22 protein-coding genes are annotated in these 23,628 nt (G+C 50.1%); 5 read left to right on the plus strand and 17 right to left on the minus strand.

Features of this window, described 5'->3' with window-relative positions; genetic code table 11:
- Positions 1 to 82: 82 nt before the first annotated feature.
- The 8 genes from uhpC to ivbL all read right to left on the minus strand — a co-directional run bounded on the left by uhpC (position 83) and on the right by ivbL (position 9,122).
- On the minus strand, positions 83 to 1,402 hold the full coding sequence (gene uhpC / locus HUZ68_RS22820) for an MFS transporter family glucose-6-phosphate receptor UhpC (RefSeq protein WP_000936560.1): 1,320 nt from the start codon (positions 1,400 to 1,402) through the stop codon (positions 83 to 85).
- Positions 1,403 to 1,411: 9 nt separating this feature from the next.
- Positions 1,412 to 2,914, minus strand: a complete 1,503-nt coding sequence (uhpB, locus tag HUZ68_RS22825) for a signal transduction histidine-protein kinase/phosphatase UhpB (RefSeq protein WP_001308147.1) — start codon at positions 2,912 to 2,914, stop codon at positions 1,412 to 1,414.
- On the minus strand, positions 2,914 to 3,504 hold the full coding sequence (gene uhpA / locus HUZ68_RS22830; protein ID WP_000633668.1) for a response regulator transcription factor UhpA: 591 nt from the start codon (positions 3,502 to 3,504) through the stop codon (positions 2,914 to 2,916). The genes uhpB and uhpA overlap by 1 nt, the downstream gene beginning before the upstream one ends.
- A gap of 161 nt (positions 3,505 to 3,665) precedes the next feature.
- A complete protein-coding gene (locus tag HUZ68_RS22835; RefSeq protein ID WP_033815339.1) occupies positions 3,666 to 4,769 on the minus strand; it encodes a hypothetical protein in 1,104 nt (367 codons plus the stop codon).
- A 608-nt stretch (positions 4,770 to 5,377) separates the two neighbouring features.
- The gene (locus HUZ68_RS22840) at positions 5,378 to 6,673 is read right to left on the minus strand and encodes a hypothetical protein (protein WP_033815322.1); all 1,296 of its coding nucleotides are present in this window, start codon (positions 6,671 to 6,673) and stop codon (positions 5,378 to 5,380) included.
- A gap of 262 nt (positions 6,674 to 6,935) precedes the next feature.
- Positions 6,936 to 7,226 carry an acetolactate synthase small subunit gene (ilvN, locus tag HUZ68_RS22845; RefSeq protein WP_001181706.1) on the minus strand — a complete coding sequence of 97 codons (291 nt, stop codon included), beginning with the start codon at positions 7,224 to 7,226 and terminating at the stop codon, positions 6,936 to 6,938.
- 3 nt (positions 7,227 to 7,229) lie between these two features.
- Positions 7,230 to 8,918, minus strand: coding sequence for an acetolactate synthase large subunit (gene ilvB, locus HUZ68_RS22850; RefSeq protein WP_033815323.1), 1,689 nt, complete (start codon positions 8,916 to 8,918; stop codon positions 7,230 to 7,232).
- 105 nt (positions 8,919 to 9,023) lie between these two features.
- Positions 9,024 to 9,122 (minus strand): ilvB operon leader peptide IvbL, encoded by a 99-nt coding sequence (gene ivbL, locus HUZ68_RS22855; RefSeq protein WP_033815324.1) that lies wholly within the window; start codon positions 9,120 to 9,122, stop codon positions 9,024 to 9,026.
- Between the two features lie 564 nt (positions 9,123 to 9,686).
- On the opposite strand from ivbL, the gene tisB reads away from it, so the two are divergent.
- Both tisB and emrD read left to right on the plus strand, forming a co-directional pair.
- Positions 9,687 to 9,776, plus strand: coding sequence for a type I toxin-antitoxin system toxin TisB (tisB, locus tag HUZ68_RS22860; protein WP_000060506.1), 90 nt, complete (start codon positions 9,687 to 9,689; stop codon positions 9,774 to 9,776).
- Between the two features lie 331 nt (positions 9,777 to 10,107).
- Complete coding sequence (gene emrD / locus HUZ68_RS22865; protein WP_001383664.1) at positions 10,108 to 11,292, plus strand: multidrug efflux MFS transporter EmrD; 1,185 nt, start codon at positions 10,108 to 10,110, stop codon at positions 11,290 to 11,292.
- A gap of 7 nt (positions 11,293 to 11,299) precedes the next feature.
- Here emrD and HUZ68_RS22870 read toward each other — a convergent pair whose 3' ends face one another.
- Genes HUZ68_RS22870 through HUZ68_RS22880 form a run of 3 tightly spaced genes read right to left on the minus strand, consistent with a single transcriptional unit; the run spans position 11,300 to position 12,493 of the window.
- Positions 11,300 to 11,797 (minus strand): radical SAM protein, encoded by a 498-nt coding sequence (locus tag HUZ68_RS22870; RefSeq protein WP_021557341.1) that lies wholly within the window; start codon positions 11,795 to 11,797, stop codon positions 11,300 to 11,302.
- Complete coding sequence (locus HUZ68_RS22875) at positions 11,794 to 12,156, minus strand: DUF202 domain-containing protein (RefSeq protein WP_001113432.1); 363 nt, start codon at positions 12,154 to 12,156, stop codon at positions 11,794 to 11,796. The genes HUZ68_RS22870 and HUZ68_RS22875 overlap by 4 nt, the downstream gene beginning before the upstream one ends.
- Positions 12,146 to 12,493, minus strand: coding sequence for a YidH family protein (locus HUZ68_RS22880; protein WP_000703959.1), 348 nt, complete (start codon positions 12,491 to 12,493; stop codon positions 12,146 to 12,148). The genes HUZ68_RS22875 and HUZ68_RS22880 overlap by 11 nt, the downstream gene beginning before the upstream one ends.
- 108 nt (positions 12,494 to 12,601) lie before the next feature.
- On the opposite strand from HUZ68_RS22880, the gene yidI reads away from it, so the two are divergent.
- The gene (gene yidI, locus HUZ68_RS22885) at positions 12,602 to 13,051 is read left to right on the plus strand and encodes a protein YidI (protein ID WP_000511299.1); all 450 of its coding nucleotides are present in this window, start codon (positions 12,602 to 12,604) and stop codon (positions 13,049 to 13,051) included.
- A 46-nt stretch (positions 13,052 to 13,097) separates the two neighbouring features.
- Here the strand turns inward: yidI and HUZ68_RS22890 are convergent, their stop codons facing one another.
- Both HUZ68_RS22890 and HUZ68_RS22895 read right to left on the minus strand, forming a co-directional pair.
- Positions 13,098 to 14,591 (minus strand): sulfatase family protein, encoded by a 1,494-nt coding sequence (locus HUZ68_RS22890; RefSeq protein WP_033815326.1) that lies wholly within the window; start codon positions 14,589 to 14,591, stop codon positions 13,098 to 13,100.
- Complete coding sequence (locus HUZ68_RS22895; RefSeq protein ID WP_001087117.1) at positions 14,588 to 16,303, minus strand: solute:sodium symporter family transporter; 1,716 nt, start codon at positions 16,301 to 16,303, stop codon at positions 14,588 to 14,590. The genes HUZ68_RS22890 and HUZ68_RS22895 overlap by 4 nt, the downstream gene beginning before the upstream one ends.
- 166 nt (positions 16,304 to 16,469) lie before the next feature.
- Here HUZ68_RS22895 and HUZ68_RS22900 point away from each other — a divergent pair, with 166 nt between their 5' ends.
- Complete coding sequence (locus HUZ68_RS22900; protein WP_239593979.1) at positions 16,470 to 17,363, plus strand: helix-turn-helix transcriptional regulator; 894 nt, start codon at positions 16,470 to 16,472, stop codon at positions 17,361 to 17,363.
- On the opposite strand, the gene HUZ68_RS22905 is transcribed toward HUZ68_RS22900, so the two are convergent.
- Together HUZ68_RS22905 and HUZ68_RS22910 are read right to left on the minus strand one after the other, a co-directional pair.
- The gene (locus tag HUZ68_RS22905; RefSeq protein ID WP_000160112.1) at positions 17,360 to 18,682 is read right to left on the minus strand and encodes a 6-phospho-alpha-glucosidase; all 1,323 of its coding nucleotides are present in this window, start codon (positions 18,680 to 18,682) and stop codon (positions 17,360 to 17,362) included. The two genes, HUZ68_RS22900 and HUZ68_RS22905, sit on opposite strands and share 4 nt — an antisense overlap.
- The gene (locus HUZ68_RS22910; RefSeq protein ID WP_000952127.1) at positions 18,682 to 20,298 is read right to left on the minus strand and encodes a PTS sugar transporter subunit IIB; all 1,617 of its coding nucleotides are present in this window, start codon (positions 20,296 to 20,298) and stop codon (positions 18,682 to 18,684) included. Before HUZ68_RS22910 ends, HUZ68_RS22905 begins: the two co-directional genes overlap by 1 nt.
- A 295-nt stretch (positions 20,299 to 20,593) precedes the next feature.
- On the opposite strand from HUZ68_RS22910, the gene HUZ68_RS22915 reads away from it, so the two are divergent.
- Positions 20,594 to 21,310: a GntR family transcriptional regulator gene (locus HUZ68_RS22915; protein ID WP_001300779.1), complete on the plus strand. Its 717-nt coding sequence runs from the start codon at positions 20,594 to 20,596 to the stop codon at positions 21,308 to 21,310.
- Here the strand turns inward: HUZ68_RS22915 and HUZ68_RS22920 are convergent.
- The gene (locus tag HUZ68_RS22920; RefSeq protein ID WP_001279763.1) at positions 21,307 to 22,968 is read right to left on the minus strand and encodes a putative transporter; all 1,662 of its coding nucleotides are present in this window, start codon (positions 22,966 to 22,968) and stop codon (positions 21,307 to 21,309) included. The two genes, HUZ68_RS22915 and HUZ68_RS22920, sit on opposite strands and share 4 nt — an antisense overlap.
- Positions 22,969 to 23,163: 195 nt before the next feature.
- The gene (gene ibpB / locus HUZ68_RS22925) at positions 23,164 to 23,592 is read right to left on the minus strand and encodes a small heat shock chaperone IbpB (RefSeq protein WP_001243431.1); all 429 of its coding nucleotides are present in this window, start codon (positions 23,590 to 23,592) and stop codon (positions 23,164 to 23,166) included.
- Positions 23,593 to 23,628 lie beyond the last annotated feature (36 nt).

The raw sequence follows: 23,628 nt of genomic DNA on the forward strand, positions 1-23,628 counted from the left end.
AAATCAGGCCTGAGATAGCGTCCAGGCAAAACCTGGAAAATTTCTTAGTTTTGCCGGATATGAAGTGAAAAGGTGAGATGCATCACGCTTCGCGCGGTGTCTGGGCGTTCAAAAAGGGCAGTAACAGCAGTGCGGAAATCCCGGCGGCGATAGAGATAACCACAAAAAATCCGCTCCAGTGCCAGGTATCGAGTACTTTCGCCAGTGGCCAACCAGCAAGCGACGCCCCCAGATAAGCAAACAAGCCGACAAACCCCGTCGCCGCCCCTGCCGCCTCTTTGTGGGAACACTCTGCCGCCGCCATGCCGATTAACATCTGCGGGCCAAAGACAAAAAAACCAATAGTGAAGAAGCAGGTTGCCTGCATCACGTAGCTGGCAAATGGCATCAGCCACAGCGAGCCGACTGAAAGCAAAATTCCGGCGGCGAAAATCAAATTCATCGGCCCACGGTTGCCGTTAAACAATTTGTCCGAGCCCCAACCGGCTACCAGCGCACCGATAAATCCGCCCAGTTCAAACATCGTCACTGCCGTATTCGCCGTGACCAGATCGACGCCCAGCGTCTCGGACATATACAAATTGCCCCAGTCGTTGATTGCCGCCCGGACCACATAGACCAGCACATAGCAAAACGAAAGCAGCCAGATATACGGATTCAGTAACACATATTTGGTGAGGATCTCTTTACGCGTCAGCCCTGCCCCTTCTTGTTGTTGAGCAATTTCCAGTGCGTCGTGCCGCCATTCACCGACCGCTGGTAAACCTAACGCCTGCGGGCGATCGCGCAGCCGCCAGCAGAGAAAAATCCCCACGACGATCGCCATACAACCAGCAATCATCATCCCGGCACGCCAGCCGTAATGTAGTGCAGCCGCTGCCATCACAATGGGAATGAGTGCGCCGCCGACGTTATGCGCCGTGTTCCATAATGCCCACCAACCGCCGCGCTCGGTACGAGAATACCAGGCGGTTAACAGACGCGCACACACCGGTGAACCCCAGCCCTGGAAAAAGGCGTTCAGCACCCAGAGTACGGCAAACGCCCATAGCGACGTCGAGAAGCCAAACAGAATGTTGATAATGCCCGTGGCGATAAGCCCTATCCCCATAAAATAACGGGCATTTGAGCGATCGCTGACAATGCCGGAGACAAACTTCGACACGCCGTAAGTAATGTAAAACAGGGTCGCTAACAGGCCGATATCGCTACGGCTGAGCACGCCGTTAGCAAGGATTTCTGGTACCGCGGCGTTAAAACTTTTCCGCGTGAAGTAAAACAGCGCGTAACCCAGCCAGATGGTCAGCAGAATATGCCGACGCCAGTAGCGATAACGGGCATCAATTTCATGTTTATCAGTCATTAATGGCGCATCGGCAGGCGCTTTCAGAAACGGCAACATCATCGAACCTTAGACATAACGTTGAGGTAGAGAAACGCTGACACGCGTGCCGTGCAGACAGGAAATGTGTAATGTGCCGCCCAGCGCCGTTACGCGCTCGCGCATTCCGGTGAGGCCAAAACCTTGTTGCCCGGAACCCGGTGGCAAACCGCTACCATCGTCTTCAATCACCAGCATCAACCGTTCATCCTGCTGCCAGCCTTGCAGCGTAACCGCGCTGGCATCAGCATGTTTCACAATGTTGTTCAGCCCTTCCTGGCAGACGCGAAACAGCGTCACGCGCTGGTTTTCACTTAACGCTGACTCATCGATACGCCATTCGAGATGGCTGACAATGCCGCGCCCTTCCAGCTCCATTTCCCGCATCAGTGAGCGGATGGCCTGCTCCAGGGTGAGATCATCCAGCTGGCGCGGACGCAACCGCCCTAACAAACGGCGCACCGCATCGTAAACACCCAGCGACAGTTGTTCGATGAGCTGCCCGCTCTGCTTCACGCTGGCGTTATCTGCCGCCAGTCGCTGAACAATGCCCGCCTGAGTACGAATAGCAGTGATGGTCTGACCGATATCGTCGTGCAGCTCACGCGCCACGTCGCGGCGCACGCTCTCTTCAGTTTCTAACAAACGTTCAGCCAGATGCTGATTGCGCGCTAGTTCTTTTTGCAGCGACTGGTTAAGTTCACGCAACCGCTGGATACCTGCGCCCAGTAACAACCCTGTCAGACTTTGCACCAGCAGCGAGAGCAATAAGTCCACCGGATGATCGCGCCAGGTTTGACTGGCGATCAGCGCGATGGCGTTCATCAACGTCGCAATCAGCGCCCCTTGCCAGCCATAGTGCCAGGCCAGCGCGATAATCGGCAGCGCCAGGCAGAATGGTGTAAAGCGCGACAGTTCGTCCGGCAATCCCAACTGGAGCCAGAGACTAATAACAAACAGCAGCAAGTACCAGACCAGATGCCGCCCGCGCCAGTTGATCGGTTGAGAAACTAACGACGGGCCGAGCGGCAGCCAGGTGTTATTGGCGAGATAGTGCCAGAACACCAGACATATAGGGGCCAGCGTCAGGCCGCCAGTTAAAGTCAGTAGTAGCGCATTCCACGACTCTTTGCCGTGCCAAAGCCAGGGCAGCGACTGCAACAACGCCGCCGCCGTCAGGGCCGCCCCCTGTAACAGCAAGGTGCGCCAGTCACGTTGATGGCGATAGCGCGAGATCAGCGCAACGGGTAGTAACGTCAGTAAACTACCGATCATCAATAAGGAAAAATGGGTTAAACCGACCGCCTGCGTTAGCCAGTAAATCAGCAGCCACTCCGCGCCCAGCAGCACCGGCCAGTATCCGCGCGGGCATTGCAGCATTAGCCCCAGACGCAGACCAAACGGAAATAACAGCACCGCCATATCAGGGCGCTCAACCAGGTGCAGGCTGATACTCCACAAGCAAAACCATGCGGCAGAGAAGATAAAAAAGCAGGCAATAACGGTAATTAAGCGGGAGAACAACGTCTTCATCACCAGCCATCAAACATGCGGCGCGCCAGTTCAACGTCGTTACTGACGCCCAGTTTTTCCATCAGATTGGCGCGATGGACGTGTACCGTTTTCGGTGACAAGCCCAGTTCGGCGGCAATCTCTTTCACCGCCATTCCTTGCGCCAGTTTTTCCGCCACCTGGCGTTCGCGTTTGGTTAGCGGGTCCTGGCGACCGGATGCCAGTTTAATGGCAATATCCGGCGTCAGATAACAGCCGCCCGTGGCAACCGTATGCACCGCAGCAATCAGTTCGTCAGGGCTACAACGTTTGGAGAGAAAGCCGCGCGCCCCCGCGTTAAGCGCCTGCTCAACCAGCGCAGGACTGTCGTGAACGGAGAGCATAATTGTCGCCATACCTTTCGGCAGCTGGCTTAGCAACTCCAGACCGGAGATATCGGGCATGGAGATATCGCAAATACACACCTGCACACCACGCCCCGGCAGCCCCGCCAGCGCCTCGCGCCCCGAACCAAACTCGGCAACTACCTGCAAATCAGGTTCCAGCCCCAGCAACTGCGCAAAGCCGGAGCGGACGATAAGGTGATCGTCTATAAGGGCAACGGTGATCATGATTGGGTCCTGGCGGATAAAAAACGCGCATACCTTAACGATAAGCGCGATGTTGTTCAAGTTGGATATGGGGTATGTATTGGCTTAATGATGTTGCGCTTATCGTCAAAACGCTTACCTGAGAGGTAAGCGTTTGGTGCGTGTTATTGAGAAAAAGCAAATTATTTGTAGGTTGCAATCGTAATATTGCCTGAGAAATTTCTCCTTAGATTGCGGATATCATTATCCCTTGACCAATAATCATCTTTGTGTCTATAACTTTCATCGGAATGTACATAGGGAGAATCATCTTCAGCGTCGTTATCGATAATATTTTCGCCCTTAGTGGTATAGATATAATTAGCAACATCAAAGGTGTCATTCGCGTTATTTACGACTGCTCCTAACATGCAAAGGGTTTGTGTGAATCCGTATTCTGAGAAATCGACATGCTGATGGTAACTTCTACCATTCAAAGCAACCAAACTCGGACAAACATCTATTGTATCGCCAACAGATGTAGCGGCGCGACGCACATCAAGTGCAGCGTTATCATTAGCAACATGAAATGCTTGTGAACAGGCATAAAACAAATTTCCAATCCCGGTACGACTGGATAAACAAGAAATAATTTTTGCTATTTTTTCTGGCTTTATACCATCCTGCACTAAAGAATCTCTCACCAGATGACATTCATCAGGTGTGAAAACAGCTTTCTTGAATATTTCCTCATAAACTTCATAAGAAGGAGATTCAGAGAGAGTGAGAGATTTGATGGAATGTGTTGAATCTGTAATTTTTTTGCGAAGTAATTCACTTATAGTGCCGTTTATTTTTTCACCACAACATAAAACAAATGAACTTCCCTCCAGAACTTGTCTTTCTGTATCTGCAAGGAGTGAGCTAAATTCATCCTCATGAAGCTTAAGGTTTTTTATAGATGATTGATGTAAATACTTTTCTGGAATTAAATCTTTTTGTTCCCTTATAAGCTCTATCATTCGGCGTTCGGTTTGCCTATCAAAAGAGTATTTCATGTTATAGTTATTTTTAGCAACTTCCAGCTTAAGAGCATTTGCAGCAACTGTTAATTCTGAGATTTGATCTTTTTCAAATTGATCGTGATCTGATAATAACCTTATAAACTCTTTTACGTTTCGACCACTAAAATCCATATCCCTACACTTTTTATCAAAACACTTTGTTTCGTCATTAAACTCACGATACATATCAGTGACTTTAAATTTATTACTTCCGGTCTGCTCAATTTTTATATAGCTATTCATGCCTGTAACGGCAATCCATGTCTTATAACTCGCATTCTCCGATTCAGGCGTAACATGAAAATAAGGAACCAATTTATCACTAATATCATGCCGATAGATATGAAATGAATCTAAAAGATATAATAAAAAACTTCGAAAAATGTCACGAAAAGTGTCATCTTTAAACCTTGCCCTATAATTATCGAGCAGGCCGCTTTGTTCTATCATATTAAATTTATGAAGATTATCCTCGAGACTTTTGTCGATACTCTCCCTTAGACTCTGACTCTGAAACTGGCTATTATCATTCTCTGTTTCCGTTGGATATGTATAACTCGTCACACTAACCATAGTAACCTCGCAATATGACACTTTGCATATTTTGACATTGTTAGAAGCATCAATGGTTAGCATGATAAATATCTCAATACTAACCGCTATATTTCATTTATTTCAATAATAAGACTATAGTGCAGTTAATTTTTATCGATTTCCCCAATGCAATTGCATCACTAACACTACTTATTCACTATCAAAAATCGCTCATTTTTTCAAAAAGACTGTTTACACACAGACGGTTAAGAATACGCGTTCAACTTAATGATAAACGCGCTTTATCAGGAAAAAATTTATAAATCAGCAGTTGTTGCGGCACCGAAAAATTTAAAAACGGTTTTATCGCTGATGGTGTTTTGTTCGTCGACACTACCGGTAGTAATATAACGAACACACTGAAGATTAACTTCATTTTCATTTTTATTAACCGCCATCAAATATATCTTCTGACTAAACCCATTCATAGTAAAATCCATTTCATTAAGATACTTTCCAGACCCAAAAAAAGCATTTCCTGATTTTTTTAAATCCGTTGTAAATAAAATGAAACTATCAAAACTCTTTGAGAGTAACTCGCGAACATCTTGAGATGTGTGTTGTAAGCGACTCTGATAGCCTTGTGCGGAAGAATAATAAAAACATGTAATCCCCTGACGGCTGGCTAAGCAAGCGACTATTTCATCAATCTTATCATCCGTAATGTTACCGTTTGATTTTTTTAATAATTCTCTTACCCGAGCACAATCATCATCTTTAAAGCAAACCTGTGCAACCAATTGTTCAGGTGTCTTTTGACTATAATTTGGATCTTTTTCAATTGTTTCAATTTTCTCTGCAAATATTTTAAGAATATCTTTACTTAACTCAACACCACAGCAAGTTATTTTTGCAGCACCACTTGGTTTAGTTTGTTCTTTTATACATCTATGAGCATCCATAGTCATAGAGTGTAAATAATTCTCAGGAATATCAATTTTTTCCTGAACAGGTAAATGCCCTTCATCTTTTTGAATTCGCAGGTTTAATAAATCATATGTATTACTCACAATGTCTGCAGGCATTTCGTAACTACAATCCGTATTCATCATAACAATACTATTAACTAATTTTTTCCTCAAAACCGTGTCAGCAGAATGTGTTTCTAACGCAGCAGTTTTTTCAGACAGCGATTTGATAATAGTCGCTACAGCCACTCCAGAATATGATGTATTCCCCAATATTTCTTTTATGTTATTTTTACCTGCACCAACCTGAAAAACATTAAAGGATTTGCCACCTGTTTGTTCAATTACGGTGTATTCGTTCTCTCCAGTTGCCGCCATCCAGGTACGATTGCCATTATTTTCAGTGCCTGGCATAGGGTGAAAATAGTTAAGGATTTCGGTATTAACACTGCGAGAGCCGGACATAATATTTGCTATTAAGCGTTTTATTTCCTGCAACATCCATTTTGCGAAATTACTGCCAGGTGAATATTTTTTCTCGTTATTTGTGATATTAAGCTCAGCAGCAACAACTCTATTTTTATCCAAAAAGGTGGAAGGGCAGGGATTTGACATCATTGTTCCGCTGTTTATAGGGCTTGCCATAATATACCTCACGATGAACCATTAATTAATAGAATGCTGGTCATGACCATTGGTATAGACAGCAATCAGAATTTAACACCATCGCTGGAAATTTTAGCCCTAACTGTGAACCCCCAAATTACTGGTGCAGCGACTTAAATTAACATTCAGGGCTAATAAATTGTGCCTGAGATGGTCTCTGGCACAATTTCACCCTATATATCTGAACGGATCTATCAAAAATCGCTCATCAGTACCCCCCCGAGCGGTTTAATGTCGCTCCTTACTGAAAAAACACCGCAATCTTGTTAAACATCGTCGGATCGGACTGATTACGCTGCACTTTCACCACATCTTCCAGCTTGTCTATCTGGCTTATCATCTGCTCCAGACGCTGGTCGTCATTGACCAGTAGCCAAATGTGGCTTTTGTCGCTGTCCTGAATCGGCAAGCAAAGAATGCCCTCAACGTTAAAAGCGCGACGGGCAAAAAGGCCACAAACGTGGGTCATTACGCCCGGATGGTTGCGAACGGTGAGTTCCAGAATCACGTTGTCATGAGTTGTGTTTTGCATGGCTTATTCCCCCACCATTTCAGTATTCGCCGCACCTGGCGGCACCATCGGGTACACTTTTTCTTCGGCATCAATACGCACATGGATCAGCGCCGGACCAGGGCGATTGATGATTTCTTGCAATGCAGCCTGCGGATCGGCTTCGTTATTCAAATCACAGGTTTCGAGGCCGAATCCGGCGGCAATCTGCATAAAGTTGATTTTGCCCGGATAGGTGGAGGCAAAAACGCCCTGCTTGTAGAACAGACTCTGTTGCTGATGCACCAGCCCCAGCGCTTCGTTGTTCATCAGAATGATTTTGACATCCAGCTGGTTTTCACTGGCGGTCGCCATCTCCTGAATATTCATCATCAGGCTGCCGTCGCCGGAGAAACACAACACTTTGCGATCCGGGTTCGCCAACGCCGCGCCAATCGCCGCAGGCAGGCCAAAGCCCATCGTGCCCAGCCCGCCAGAGGTCAGCCACTGGCGTGGGCGATTGAGCGGATAGGCTTGCGCGGTCCACATCTGATGCTGACCAACGTCGGTAGTGATAATCGCATTGTCATCGACACAGGCGGCAACGGCGTTGATCAGGCCGTAATGGCTTAATGGATCGCACGCTTTCGGGATTGGACACGGAAATTCGCGCTGCAAATCCGCCACCAACTGGTGCCACTCTGCACGCGGTTGCGCTTCCACCAGCGGGATCAACTGCGCCAGCACGTCATCAACATCCGCCTGAATCGCCACATGCGGTTGCTTGATTTTACCCAGCTCTGCGCGGTCGATATCGACATGAATAATTTTGGCATTCGGGCAGAACTGCTCGGTTTTGCCAATCGCCCGGTCATCAAAACGCGCACCGAGCACAATCAACAAATCCGCCTCCTGCAAAATATAGTTGGTGCTGCGCACGCCGTGCATCCCCAGCATACCCAGCGACAGCGGATGCGCTTTTGGCAGCATACCCAGCGCCATTAAGGTCATGGTAGTTGGCAGTTGCGCTTTCTCCGCCAGTTCACGCATCCGCACAGGCGCATTGATCACACCGCCGCCCAGATAAAGCACCGGGCGTTTGGCGGCGTTAATCATCGCAGCCGCGTCACGAATGCTTTCTTCGCTAAAGGCGGGTGCAGCGGCTTTTTCTGCCACCGCGGGCTGAGCTTCAATCTCAAAAACTGCCGTTTGTACATCCTTAGGAATGTCTATCCACACCGGGCCAGGGCGGCCTGATTGCGCAATGCGGAAGGCATCGCTCATGACCTGCGGGAGTTCTTCGATATGTCTGACCAGATAGTTGTGTTTGGTGATGGGGATAGAGATGCCGTAGGTATCGACTTCCTGGAAGGCGTCGGTGCCGATCATCGAGGCGGGAACCTGACCAGTGATGCAAATCAGCGGGATGGAGTCCAGCCGCGCATCGGCAATGGCGGTCACCAGGTTAGTCGCACCCGGCCCGCTACAGGCCATACAGACCGCCGGTTTACCGTCGGTGCGCGCCATTCCCTGAGCGATAAACCCCGCGCCCTGTTCATGGCGAGCCAGAATATGGCGGATTTGCGTGCTTTGGCTTAAGGCATCGTAAACAGGCAGGATAGAACCGCCCGGAATACCCGTCACAATCTTAATGCCCTGCTGTTCCAGGAAATAAACGATAAATTCTGCGCCGGTAAAGCGCTTACGCGTCGATGTTGTGCCCGAACTTGCCATGCTCCAGTCCTTTTCTTCTGGGCCGACTTTCCGGGAGGTGCTTAAACGAAAAACCCCGCCCGGTTTGCGCCGGCGGGGTTTTGGAATCGTGTGTTGTTCCAGTCCCTACGGCGCATTGCCGACGACCACCACCACACGCACGACGACCACTGCGGCGAATGGCGCAGTTGGTAGTAGTTTTGCGTTGAACATGGAAGTAGTCATTGGGGACCTTGTTGGTTTTGTGTTTAACAATATTTATACAAGCACAGCTTTACAGGGGAGACAATGGAAAATTTTTCAGCAAGGGAAAATTGAGGGGTTGATCACGTTTTGCACTGAATTGCAGGTAACAAAAAACCCCGCCGGAGCGAGGTTTCGTCAGCCGCCTGCGGCTGGTAACCGCAAAGCACACTGTATTATGTCAACACTGAAAGTATACGTGTTCCGCGCAGAACGCGCAATTTCGGCACGAATTTTGACGTATTTAGTGCATAGTTGAGTATCGATCACAGTTTGCGTTTTGTCCAAATATTACTGTTTATTTATACAGTAAAGTTCTATAATATCACTGTACGCAATGTGTTATGCGGGGGCCGCATCGTTACCCGGCGCACTAAGTCCTGGCTGAAACGGGTGGTGCCGTCAGCGCCTTAACCCCGCGTGAGCACACTGTGTTATGTCAACAAGCACAACGTTTCTCCTTGAGATACCGCGTGCACAACAGCTGGCAACAGGCAGCGGAAAGGTACGTCAGCTGGCAGTGCTCCTGAACCACAGGAGACGCGTATGAGCCTGGTGGATATCGCCATTCTTATCCTCAAACTCATTGTTGCAGCACTGCAACTACTTGATGCTGTTCTGAAATACCTGAAGTAATTCAGATTCAAGTCGCACCAAAGGGGAGCGGGTAACCGCTCCCCTTTTATATTTAGCGTGCGGGTTGGAGTTGGGGGCTTCTTCTACCAGCAGAATGTTTGCACCTGCGCTGCCTGTGCCCCTCACCCTTTCAGGGAGAGGGTTACAGTTCGCACGTAATCCCTTCCGGCAACATTTATTGCCGCTTTTGTTTACATATTCTGCCGTTTTGCTTTTCGCCATTCCCGGCACATATCTGGCTAACCTTCATCAATGTGATAGATTCCTCTCCCGCATTTATGGGAATGCGTAGTGACTTATTCTAATTATTTTTATAAAAGCATCCGTGATAATGAAAAGGCATAGAAACGTCAATTTGTTATTGATGTTGGTATTACTCGTGGCCGTCGGTCAGATGGCGCAAACCATTTATATTCCAGCTATTGCCGATATGGCGCGCGATCTCAACGTCCGTGAAGGGGCGGTGCAGAGCGTAATGGGCGCTTATCTGCTGACTTACGGTGTCTCGCAGCTGTTTTATGGCCCGATATCCGACCGCGTGGGTCGCCGACCAGTGATCCTCGTCGGAATGTCCATTTTTATGCTGGCAACGCTGGTCGCGGTCACGACCTCCAGTTTGACGGTATTGATTGCCGCCAGCGCGATGCAGGGGATGGGCACCGGTGTTGGCGGCGTAATGGCGCGTACTTTGCCGCGTGATTTATATGAACGGACACAGTTGCGCCATGCTAACAGCCTGTTAAACATGGGGATTCTTGTCAGTCCGTTGCTCGCACCGCTAATCGGCGGTCTGCTGGATACGATGTGGAACTGGCGCGCCTGTTATCTCTTTTTGTTGGTTCTTTGTGCTGGTGTGACCTTCAGTATGGCCCGCTGGATGCCGGAAACGCGTCCGGTCGATGCACCGCGCACGCGCCTGCTTACCAGTTATAAAACGCTTTTCGGTAACGGCGGTTTTAACTGTTATTTGCTGATGCTGATTGGCGGTCTGGCCGGGATTGCCGCCTTTGAAGCCTGCTCCGGCGTGCTGATGGGCGCGGTGTTAGGGCTGAGCAGTATGACGGTCAGTATTTTGTTTATTCTGCCGATTCCGGCGGCATTTTTTGGGGCATGGTTTGCCGGGCGTCCTAATAAACGCTTCTCAACGTTGATGTGGCAGTCGGTTATCTGCTGCCTGCTGGCTGGCTTGCTGATGTGGATCCCCGACTGGTTTGGCGTGATGAATGTCTGGACGCTGCTTGTTCCCGCCGCGCTGTTCTTTTTCGGTGCCGGGATGCTGTTTCCGCTGGCGACCAGCGGCGCGATGGAGCCGTTCCCCTTCCTGGCGGGCACGGCTGGCGCGCTGGTCGGTGGTCTGCAAAACATTGGTTCCGGCGTGCTGGCGTCGCTATCAGCGATGTTGCCGCAAACCGGTCAGGGCAGCCTGGGGTTGTTGATGACCTTAATGGGATTGTTGATCGTGCTGTGCTGGCTACCGCTGGCGACGCGGATGTCGCATCAGGGGCAGCCCGTTTAAGCGCACATCACCGCAGCATCGTCATCAGCTCCATGGGAGAACGATGCTGCTTTATCAGATCACGCATTACCCGCATATGCGGTGCGGAGTAAGAATAAAACGCCTGATAGCCCGCACATAGCATGCTGTCTGGCGTCTCCTCCCGAGCGTGCGGACACAGCCGATGCCAGTCGCACGCCTGGCAGTCACGGCGCGGGTGCGGGTTTTCGCTGCCACACCATTTTTGTAAAGTGGCATCAAAAAGCTCAATCGAAATACGACTGATATCTGCCCGCACCCAACACTCAAACAGGGCAATTAAAAATTTCCCCCACAGCTCTGCTGTCACCGAAGCGGCCGTCATATCGCCCCGGTCATCAAATTCAAGATGGGGAATAAGCTGTACGGAGCGGATGCCCCGCTGTTTGAAATTGTGATAAAAATCGGCAGGTTGCAGAGTATCCTTATACTCTACAACCAGTTTATGCCTGTCCTCTTCAGCATCAATGACCTGACTTCCTGTCATGCGACTCTCTCAATAAATACGATAAGTTGATGTATATGCGTTACAGCAAACAGTATTGCGAGAGATAACACCGCGAGGGAGATCAAAAATTTGTCACGGACTACGTGAAATTGGGAAAAATCGCTATTCGTGACATCCATTAAATTGCGATTACGGGTGTAGTGCCAGAGGATCAGCGCCACGATGGCGAGGATGCCAATCGAAATCCAGAATAACATGCCCGCCTGGTGCCAGTTGTGTTTGATAGCCAACGCCATCAACGCGCCGTAGCCCAGCATGGTACGAAACCACGCCAGTGATGTACGCTCCGGCTGCAGCCCTGGGTCGGCAATGCGTCTGGCTTTGCGGCTATCCGGCATACAACACCAGTCCCATAACGATCACTGCTACGACCATCAATATTAAGCTGATGATTAATAAGCTGTTGGTGTAGGGCAGGTCCTCTTTCAGACGCATCGCTTTTTCATTGCGTAACCAGCGCAAGTAGCCATACATCGCTAACCCGCCGGAAAACAGACACAACAACAACGCCAGCAGTTCGCGAATGACGGGCGTGGCGAAATCTGGCGCAAGTTGATCAAGCCCAACCCCCGCCGCCAGAAATCCTAGTGCGGTACGGATCCACGCCAGAAAAGTACGCTCATTAGCCAGCGAGAAGCGGTAATCGGGCGCTTCTCCAAGGCGGGAAATTTTCATTGTTGCTCCTTTGCAATTTCACTAACGCTCTACCTTTAGCGGTTTTTTTTAAGAATTTCGTCCGCCCGTTTCCTGATATGCTTTTGCCATCCGCTACAAGGAGGTCAGATGGGTATCATAGCGCAAAATAAAATCAGTTCATTGGGCATGCTATTCGGTGCCATCGCTTTAATGATGGGGATTATCCACTTTTCATTCGGCCCTTTTTCCGCACCACCGCCAACGCTTGAAAGCATCGTGGCGGACAAAACGGCTGAAATTAAAAGAGGTCTTCTCGCCGGAATAAAAGGCGAAAAAATTACCACCGTGGAGAGAAAAGAGGACGTGGATGTCGATAAAATCCTCGATCAAAGCGGTATCGCACTGGCCATTGCTGCGCTACTTTGCGCATTTATTGGCGGTATGCGTAAGGAAAATCGCTGGGGCATTCGCGGCGCGCTGGTTTTTGGCGGCGGGACGCTGGCTTTCCATACCTTGCTTTTTGGTATCGGCATCGTGTGCAGCATTTTGCTGATATTCCTTATCTTTTCCTTCCTGACTGGCGGTTCACTGGTTTAAGCAGCCTGAATAATGCCCGCCGGGTGTTCATCAGCGGGCATTATCGTCAGAACTTCTGTTTTTTCTCTTCCACCTTCACCCCTTGTGTCGGCAGGCCGGTGTCATAGTCGCGTACCACTGGCGAATAACCATCTTGTGGGCGTGGACGAAATGCCCCCATCCAGCGCGGCTGTGCATCTTTACGCCACGGACGCAGGCTCCATTGGTAACTGCGGAACGGATCGCGAATTTTGTCCATATAATCCAATAAGGCGTCATGCATTTTGCTGCGAACGTCGGCAAAATGGGCATCATCGATCAGGTTATGCATTTCATTTGGATCATTACGGCGATCGTAAAGTTCATCACTGGTGAAGAGGTTGAGCACCAGTTTAAAGTCATCCGTCACCCAGCAACGCACCGGAATAAAACCGCCAAAGCTGTCATGCTCAATCTCGTAGCGGTTAAATTCCACCATCACGCCGCGTGGCTCTTTCACGGCAAGGATATTTTCCCCCGGCAGAATCTCTGGTTTTTCAATATCTGCCAGCGCCATCATTGTCGGCAGTAAATCGATATGACTGACTGGCGTATTGACCTGTCGCCGCTCCCCTTGCGGCGAACGGATGATCAGCGGAATACGGGTGATGTCGTCATACATCGCCGCTCCTTTACTGATCAGCTTATGTGCGCCCATCATTTCGCCGTGATCGGATGTATAAATAACCCACGTATTTTCACGTTGCTCTGGCGTTAAGGCATTGATGACCCGTCCTATTTGGTCATCAACAAAGTCATTACAGGCAAAATAGAGCGGATGGTGATAAAGCCCGTCATCACCGACTGGCGATGGCATCGCCTGCGCCCATAAGCGGTGATGTTCTGGTTTGTTCGCCAGGTCATCCTGTGCTTTCTCGCCCAGCTCGTAGTAAAAATCAGCGTATTTCTCTAAATACTCCACCGGACAGGTGAACGGGTGATGCGGCTCATCATACGAAACCACCATCAGGAAGGGTTCCTCGGTGCGCGCGGGCTGTTGCAGAAAATCCACCGCCCGATTGCTGATGCGGTGCGCCCAGGTGAAGGTTTCGTCAATATGGTTCGCCTGTAAATCTTCGACGCTGTTTAGGCCATTGCGCCACAGGCTAATCTCTTTTTCCGTCAGTTCGCTAAGATAGTTCGCCCCATCGAACCAGTAATCAGCGTCCCACTCCGGCGGACACTCGCCAGTGCCGAAATAGTCATGACCGTCGAGATGCCATTTGCCGATGTAACAGGTGTGATAGCCGGCATCCTTAAAGTAGCGCCCCATAGTGGAGATGTTTTTACCCGGCGCGACGTTGTTGGTCCACGGCCCGGACTGGTTAGCGTAGATACCGGTAAACAGCCCGGCGCGCGCCGGTGTACAAACCGGTGAACAGGTGTAGGCGGAATTAAAGCGAATACCTTCCGCCGCCAGACTATCAATATTTTGCGTATTCAGCGGTTTACCGCTATAGCAACCGACCATATTGGTGGCCTGGGTATCGGTCATGATGAACAGAAAATTGGGGCGTTTCATAGGCTATCCTTCGCGTCGGGAGTAAAGGTTACGGCTGGGTCGTGACGATGCCGCCAGCTGTCAAAAATCAGGTAGACAATCACTACGGCGGCAATGAAATAACTGATCATCGCTAACCAGCGCGTACCGTAGCCGCCGAATTCAGCCAGCCCGGCATAGACGCCAATCATCGCGAACAGGATGCCAATTGACGCGATCTTGACGTTTTTCCACGGTTTCATGTCCACCGCAAACGCATCTTTGAAGGTGAACGGCGTGGCGCGCGGTTTGATAAAACCGATCACCAGCATCACGACCACGTTGATGCAGAACGTACAGGCCAGCACATAGAGGAAATGGAAGTCGAACTTCACCAGATAGTTGATGGTGATGTAGCTGATTATGCCAATCCCCATCGCCACTTTTGCCGCCAGCGCCGGGATGCGCGGGAAGAAAAAGCCCATAATGATGATGGTAACCAGCGGCACGTTGTAAATGCCGTTGAGCTGTTTCATCCAGCTATACAGCCCCTGCGGCGCGTTGGCGATCCACGGCGCGACCAGCACCGAAACGATAGCGATAAAGAAACCAAATTTGCGCCCGACGGTGACCAGCTGCTGCGGCTCGGCATTCTGGTTAATGATGCGACGGTAAATACCCATACTGAATAACGTACTGGCGCTATTCAGAAAGCCGTTGAAGGTACTGATCACCGCACCAAATAACACCGCGCCGAAGAAACCCACCAGTGGCACTGGCAGAACGTTATTGACCAGCGTCGGGTAGGCCATGTCGGCTTTCGGTAGATCCTGATACAGATGAAACGCAATCAACCCTGGCAGCACCAGTACCAGCGGGTCGAGCATTTTCAGCACCGCCGTTAACAGCGCCCCCTTTTGCCCTTCCGCCAGGCTTTTTGACGCCAGCGTGCGTTGCACGATGCCCTGATTTGTACACCAGTAAAAGGTGTTCACCAGAATTAAACCGGTAAATGCCGCGCCAATCGGCAAGGGATCGGTCGGGCCACCGACTGAGTTTAATTTCTCGGCGTGAACGGTGGTAATTTGCTCAATGCCCTGCATAAAGCTGCCCTTGCCCATCGCGATCAGGCCAAATACCGGCACCATCAACCCGCCGATAACCAGCCCAATACCGTTGATGGAGTCCGCCACTGCCATTGCGCGCAGTCCGCCGATCACCGCATACAAAATTCCCGCCAGACCAAGCAAAATTACCAATAGCCAGATAGCCGCACCGTGAGAAATCTGTAGCGATTCCCCGACGTGAAACAGGCTGTTGAGCGCCAACGCGCCGGAGTAGAGAACAATCGGCAGAAAGCAGACGCCGGTGGCAATGAGGAAGCAGAAGTCGATGATAATACGCGTCGTTTTATCATAACGTTCCTCCAGAAAATCGGGGATGGTGGCAATGCCGCGCTTCAGATAGCGCGGTAAAAAGATTAGCGCGAGGAAGATCAGCGTCACCGCTGAAGTCACTTCCCAGCCCATCACCGACATGCCGCTTTTGTAGGCCTGCCCGGAAAGACCAACCAGTTGTTCCGTGGAAAGGTTGGTTAACATTAACGAAGCGGCAATAACCGGCGCTTTTAGTGAACGTCCGGCAAGAAAATAGCCTTGTTGCGATCCGGTATCTGTTTTGCGAACCTTCCACCAGGTGATGATCGCCACCAGCAGCGTAAAACCGACAAAACTCAAGATTTGTAACGAATTCATCTCATAGCCCTTATTTATGTTTATGTCCCGGACGCATGAATATAGGGAGAGGTAAAATGCGTCGGGTCAGGCAGTCAGATTCTTAAAATACAAACGTCGTATCCCTGAACGGATTGTTTTCTGTTAAGTTCAGGTTGTGAGCATAATTCGCCGGAGGGATATTAAAATGAATGGAAAATTGCAAACTTCAGATGTAAAAAACGAAACTCCATACAATATTCCCTTATTGATTAACGAAAATGTGATCTCCAGCGGAATTTCTCTGATCTCGCTCTGGCATACCTACACCGACGAGCATTACCGGGTGATCTGGCCGCGGGACAAGAAGAAACCGCTTATCGCCAACTCATGGGTTGCGGTGTATACCGTACAAGGATGTGGGAAAATTCTTTTAAAGAATGGCGAACAAATAACACTGCATGGCAACTGTATTATATTTTTAAAGCCAATGGATATTCACTCTTATCACTGTGAAGGTTTAGTCTGGGAACAATACTGGATGGAATTTACCCCCACCAGTATGATGGATATTCCCGTCGGTCAGCAAAGCGTTATTTACAATGGCGAAATTTATAATCAGGAACTCACCGAAGTTGCTGAGTTAATAACTTCACCAGAAGCAATAAAAAATAATCTGGCAGTCGCTTTTCTGACGAAAATTATTTATCAGTGGATTTGTCTTATGTACGCAGACGGTAAAAAAGATCCACAACGGCGGCAAATTGAAAAATTAATTGCCACTTTACATGCCAGTCTGCAACAACGCTGGAGCGTAGCCGATATGGCTGCCACGATCCCCTGTAGCGAAGCCTGGTTGCGTCGTCTGTTTTTACGCTATACCGGAAAGACGCCGAAAGAATATTACCTCGATGCGCGTCTGGATCTGGCGCTATCGCTATTAAAGCAACAAGGAAACTCGGTTGGCGAAGTCGCTGATACGCTCAACTTCTTCGACTCCTTTCATTTCAGCAAAGCCTTTAAACATAAATTTGGTTATGCGCCGTCAGCCGTGCTAAAGAATACGGACCAGCACCCAACGGATGCCAGTCCACACAATTAACGTAACTCTGGCCAGTACGCTTTGTTGGCCTCCAGCAACTCATCCAGAATAGCTTTGGCGACCGAGGCGCTCGGTACCGTTTTCGACAACGTAATCGCCTGCCACAGGTGCTGATATGAACGCTGTTCCCAGGCGTCCACGACCAGTTTTTCCACCGCCACTTGCTGACTCATTAACCCTTTCTGAAACTGCGGGATATCGCCGACCACCAGTGGTTCTGGTCCGTTGTGCCCGACCAGACACGGGATCTCGACCATCGCTTCATCATCAAAGTTATGAATTGCCCCGTTGTTAGGCACAATCAGCAACATCCGCTCCTGAGTGTTGAAGGCAATTGCCGCCGCCAGATCGACGATGTATGACGCATGTTCGTCAATCTCCAGCTTGCCCGCCGCTGAATTTCCTGCCGCCGTAATGGCGCGGCAAGCATCGAAAACCTGTTTCTCGCGATGTTCCATCACCTCATTCGCGCGGGTATGTTCAGGGTTGGAATGCTGAACGACATAATCCGGGAAGAGATAATATTTCAGATAGGTGTTCGGCAATGTATCCGGGTCCAGTGCCTGGACATCCCGCGCTTTTGCATAGGTGTCGTTCCAGCTCGCTTCAGTATGCGTATCTTGCTGCGGTGGAACATAACCGTGCTTCGAGACATATTGCCGCAGCTGGGGCATCAGGTCGTTGCCCTGCAAATCTTCAATTGATGTCCACCAGCCAAAGTGGTTCAGGCCGTAGTAGCGCACGCGCATCTGTTTGCGATCTTGCAGCCCAACAATTTGCGCCATCCGGCTTTCAATACCGATTGGCATGTCACAGATGTTGAGGATTTTCGCATTCGGGCGCAGACGACGCGTGGCTTCTGCGACAATGGCTGCCGGGTTGGAGTAGTTGAGCATCCAGGCGTTTGGTGAATATTTTTCCATATAATCCACCAGTTCCAGGACGCCGCCAATGGAACGCATGCCGTACGCTATTCCGCCGGGTCCGCAAGTTTCCTGACCAACAACGCCGTGGCGCAGCGGGATTTTTTCATCCAGTTCGCGCATCGGGTACTTGCCGACGCGGATGTGCGCCATGACAAAATCAACGTCGCTGAACGCCACTTCAGGATCGGTGGTGTAACTAAACGCAATGTCCGGCGCTTTCTCTTTAAGGATGACTTTACAGGCTTCGGCAATCACTTCCTGCCGCGCGCCATCGTTATCATAAAATTTCAGTGCACGAAGCGGGAAACGGTCCTGATTCGCCAGGAGCATCAACACGATGCCTGGCGTAAAGGTGCTTCCACCGCCAGCGACAACCACTGAGAATTTGGTCATTATACTGCCTCCGTAATGGCAACATTTTCTGCTGATTGATGAGAATTAATTAAGCTATCGAGCTGTTCACGCAGCTGGGATACATGCAGACCAATGATCACCTGAATGGCATCGCCACTACGGAAGACGCCGTGCGCTCCCAGCTTTTTAAAGACTTCGTCATCCAGCGTTTGTGACATGTCATGCAGTGCAATACGTAGACGCGTCGCGCAATTGTTGATGCTGGAGATATTGCCGACCCCGCCCAGGGCTTGCAGGATACCGGCAGCCTGATCCAGCTCTTTTTTTGGCTCTGCCGCGGTGGTTTGGCCTCGCGAGGCTTTGTATTCGGCTTTTGAGTAGAGTTTCACTTCCGCATCTTCACGTCCCGGCGTGCACATGTTGAATTGCAGAATCAGGGTGCGGAAAACCACGAAGTACAGCAGGGTAAAGCACAACCCAATGGCGATTTGGGTCAGCATCATATCCGCGTGGTTGCTGAACATCGGGATCCAGTTTTGCGGTAAAACCTGGTCAATCAGACCTCCGCCCATGTTGCCCACCACACCAAAGAGATACATTACGGTCGACATTGAGGCCGCAAGCACAGCGTGTACCGCAAACAGCAACGGTGAAATGAACAGGAAGGTAAATTCCAGCGGTTCGGTAATTCCCACCAGCATGGCGGTTAAGGTTGCGGGAATCAGCAAGCCAGCCACTTTTACCCGATTTTCCGGTGCGGCAGTGAAGTACATCGCTAAAGAAATGCCCACGGCACCAAAGATTTTTGAGTTACCGTGCAGGGCAAAACCGCCTTCCGGGAACAACGATTTCAGCGGCTCGGCGCTCAAACTGAACTCTTGCAGATGCTGCGCCCAGTACATCTGAATTCCGCCTTCAACAGCTGCCGGACCAAAGATAAACGGTCCGTAGATGAAGTGGTGTAAACCGGTTGGGATCAGAATACGTTCGAGGAAGGTGTAAACCCACACCCCAAGCGCACCCGCCGAACGCAGGAACGCTTGCAGAGATTCAATCCCCATTTGTACTTTTGGCCAGCCGAGCAATGTCAGCCAGGCACAGGGGATCATCACCAGGAAGGCGATAATCACCACATAAGACGTCCCCTGGAAAATGCCGAGAAACACCGGCAGTTTTTTATCGAACAGACGGTTATGCAGCGCCGTCACAATGCCGGAAATGATAATTGCGCCGATAATGCTGGTATCGAGGGTTTTAATCCCGGCCATCATTGTCAGACCGCTACCTGCCACCGCGTCCTGAGTGAAATCGACGCCGAAGTAACTTCCCCAGGTCATTCCCATCGCATTGATGAAATAGTTCCAGGTCAGGAAACTCACCATCACCGCCAGACAAGCTCGCCCCTGCGCTTGCTTAGCAAGGCCAATGGGTAAACCGACAGCAAAAATCAGCGGCATATTACGGAATACCGTCCAACCGCCCTCTTCAATAATGTGTACGATTTGCGCGAATAAACTGTTCGGATCGGTCAGTGATTCCCCGACAAACATCGGGTTTTGCAGCAAGATGGCAAGACCCACCACAATCCCGGCGAAGGGAAACAGCAGCACTGGCGTGAACATCGCGCCGCCAAAGCGTTGAATTTGACTGAGCATTTCCACATCCTCTTTTCTCAATTCTGTAAGTAGGAAGCCTGATTGGTTATGCGGCAGGCCTGGAGCGAGGATAGGAAGATGCGATCGGCAGAACATGACGACCCAATGGGATTCGTGATCGCTTTCATGCTTTTCGTTGGGCGGTAGAGATCTACGTTTTCGCGAAAAAGTAGACCTCTGTGAGCACAGGTACACAGCATCGAACACATCTTTAAAAATAAGATGTTTTTTCAATCGATTAAGCAGAACTTGTGGGCGCATTACCCGGGCTTGCAGGCAAAAAAGAGATCTAGAGATGATCTACAAAAGCATTGCGGAGCGGTTAAGAATTAGACTTAATTCCGCAGATTTCACGCTAAACAGCCTTCTTCCCGGTGAAAAAAAGCTGGCAGAAGAGTTTGCGGTATCGCGGATGACCATCCGTAAAGCGATTGACCTGCTGGTAGCGTGGGGGCTGGTGGTCCGCCGCCACGGCAGCGGCACTTACCTGGTACGCAAAGATGTACTGCATCAAACCGCCAGCCTGACCGGGCTGGTGGAGGTGTTAAAACGTCAGGGAAAAACGGTCACCAGCCAGGTGCTGATTTTTGAAATCATGCCTGCGCCTCCGGCCATTGCCAGCCAGTTACGGATTCAAATCAACGAGCAGATCTACTTCTCCCGTCGCGTTCGTTTTGTGGAAGGGAAACCGCTGATGCTGGAAGACAGCTATATGCCGGTAAAACTGTTCCGTAACCTTTCGCTGCAACATCTGGAAGGGTCGAAGTTTGAATATATTGAACAAGAGTGCGGGATTCTGATTGGCGGTAATTATGAAAGCCTGACGCCGGTGCTCGCCGATAGACTGCTGGCGCGGCAAATGAAGGTAGCGGAACACACGCCACTGCTGCGGATCACCTCGTTGTCATATAGCGAGAGCGGGGAGTTTTTGAATTATTCAGTGATGTTCAGAAATGCCAGCGAATACCAGGTGGAGTACCATTTACGGCGACTCCACCCGGAAAAGAGTTAACCGATACTCCAGAAGAGCACCGCCAGTAATTGGGGGGTGATAATGCGCAGGAACATCACCAACGGATAGACAGTGGCGTAAGAGAGCGCCGCCGCACCGCTGGTTGGATGAAGATTATTAGCAAACGCCAGCGCCGGAGGATCGGTCATGGAACCTGCCAGCATCCCGCACATGGTCAGGTAATTCATTTTGGCTAACATCCGCGCCAGAATGCCAACAGTAATCAGCGGAACGGCGGTGATCAGGGCACCATAACCAATCCAGCTTAGCCCTTCGCCATTGACCAGGGTATTTACAAAATCCCCACCAGATTTCAGACCAACGACCGAGAGGAACAGCACGATCCCCAGCTCCCGCAGCGCGAGGTTGGCACTTGGCGGCATAAACCAGTACAGCTTGCCGATACTGCCGATACGCCCGAGGATCAACGCCATAATCAGCGGACCGCCCGCCAGCCCCAGTTTCAACGCGGCCGGGAATCCCGGCACAAAGACGGGAATAGAACCTAACAATACGCCTAGCCCGATGCCAATAAACACTGGCAGCATCTGAACCTGTTGCAGTTTTTGCTGCGCATTCCCCAGCACATTGGCAACGGCATCAATTGCGGACGGACGCCCCACCAGATTGAGGATATCGCCGAACTGCAGGCTGATATCGCCACTGGCGACCAGTTCGACCCCGGCACGGTTCAGGCGCGAGATAACAACGTCATAGCGTTCTTTAAAATGCAGGTCGCGAATACGCTTACCAAGCACGTTTTCATTGGTAACCACCACACGCTCGACGCGCAAATCAGTGCCTTTCGTGGACAGCGAAGTATCGACCTCCTGACCAATCACCAGTTGCGCATTATGTAAATCCGCTGGCTGACCCACCAGATGCAGCAAATCGCCCAGTTGGATAATGGTATCTGGCGAAGGAACTTTTAGGGTTTCTTCGCGTTTCAGACGCGAGCAGATAATTTTGTCGCCGTTGAGAATCGGTACATCTTTAATGGCTAAATCATGCAGGTTAGGGTTCTCAACGCGAATATTGATAGTCCTGATCAGCGCGCCGCCATTGGTGCGTGAAGATTCGTGCTGCTGGGCTTCTGTCTCGACATTGACGCGGAAAATAACCCGCAACATCCACATGGTGAACAAAATCCCGCAAATGCCGAATGGATACGCCATCGCGTAACTCATCCCCATCTGATCGACCATTTCCATTGGTGTACCCAGGTCGCGCAAGATCTGCTGCCCTGCCCCCAGCGCTGGCGTATTGGTAACCGCACCGGAGAAAATCCCCAGCACTACCGGCAGTGGAATATCAAACAGTTTATGCAGGATGGCGGTAACCAGACCACCGATGATGACGATCAGAACAGCAAACAGGTTGAGGCGTAATCCGGAGACGCGCAATGAGGCAAAGAAGCCCGGCCCTACCTGAATCCCGATAGTATAAACGAACAGGATCAGGCCAAATTCCTGAATAACATGCAGCATATCGCTACTTAATGTCATCCCCGCCTGAGAAACAAAATGGCCGACGATGATCCCACCAAACAGCACGCCGCCAATACCTAATCCTATGCCGCGAAATTTGACGTTGCCGATAAACAAACCGACGACTGCCACCAAAGCCAGAATACTGACCGTTAATGCTATATCACTCATCGTCCATTTCTCTTGAGATAACATTTTAATTGCTACGGATTATGGCTGAATCGGTGAAGCAGATTTGCCTTATAGCGCACATTATCACGGGAAAGAACGTGCCGAAATATCTTAAACAGTCGAAATTTAACGCATTGTTGAAGAAGAAAGACAAAAAAAGCCCCACCAGAATGGCGGGGCAAAGAGAATAGCTAGTTAGCTATTTAACGCGGGACGTTCGCTGATAGCGATACGCTGCGCTGCGATGGGTTCAGGCTCATTACGAATTAAATCAATATGCAGTAAACCGTTTACGAAAGTTGCGCCAGAGACTTCCATATTTTCAGCCAGCGTAAAACTCAGGCTAAATGGCTGATTCATAAGCCCTTGATGCAGCCATTTTTTCTCTTCTTTTGGCTGCTCCGGCGTGCCTTTTACGCTCAGGCGCGTACCTTCCAGTTGAATCTCTAAATCTTCCTGACGGAAACCCGCCAGCGCAAGGGTAATGCGGTAGTGGTTATCGTCGCTTTTCTCAATGTTATACGGCGGGAAGCTCTGGCTTTCACCGGCGTTTTGCAGTGCGTTGGCCAGTTTGTCAAAACCGATCCATTGACGCATCAGTGGGGATAAATCGAAGTTACGCATAGTCATTTCTCCTTCTAAGAAGCGAGTAAGTACCTG

The sequence above is a fragment of the Shigella dysenteriae genome, assembly GCF_022354085.1.
Lineage (GTDB): Bacteria > Pseudomonadota > Gammaproteobacteria > Enterobacterales > Enterobacteriaceae > Escherichia > Escherichia coli.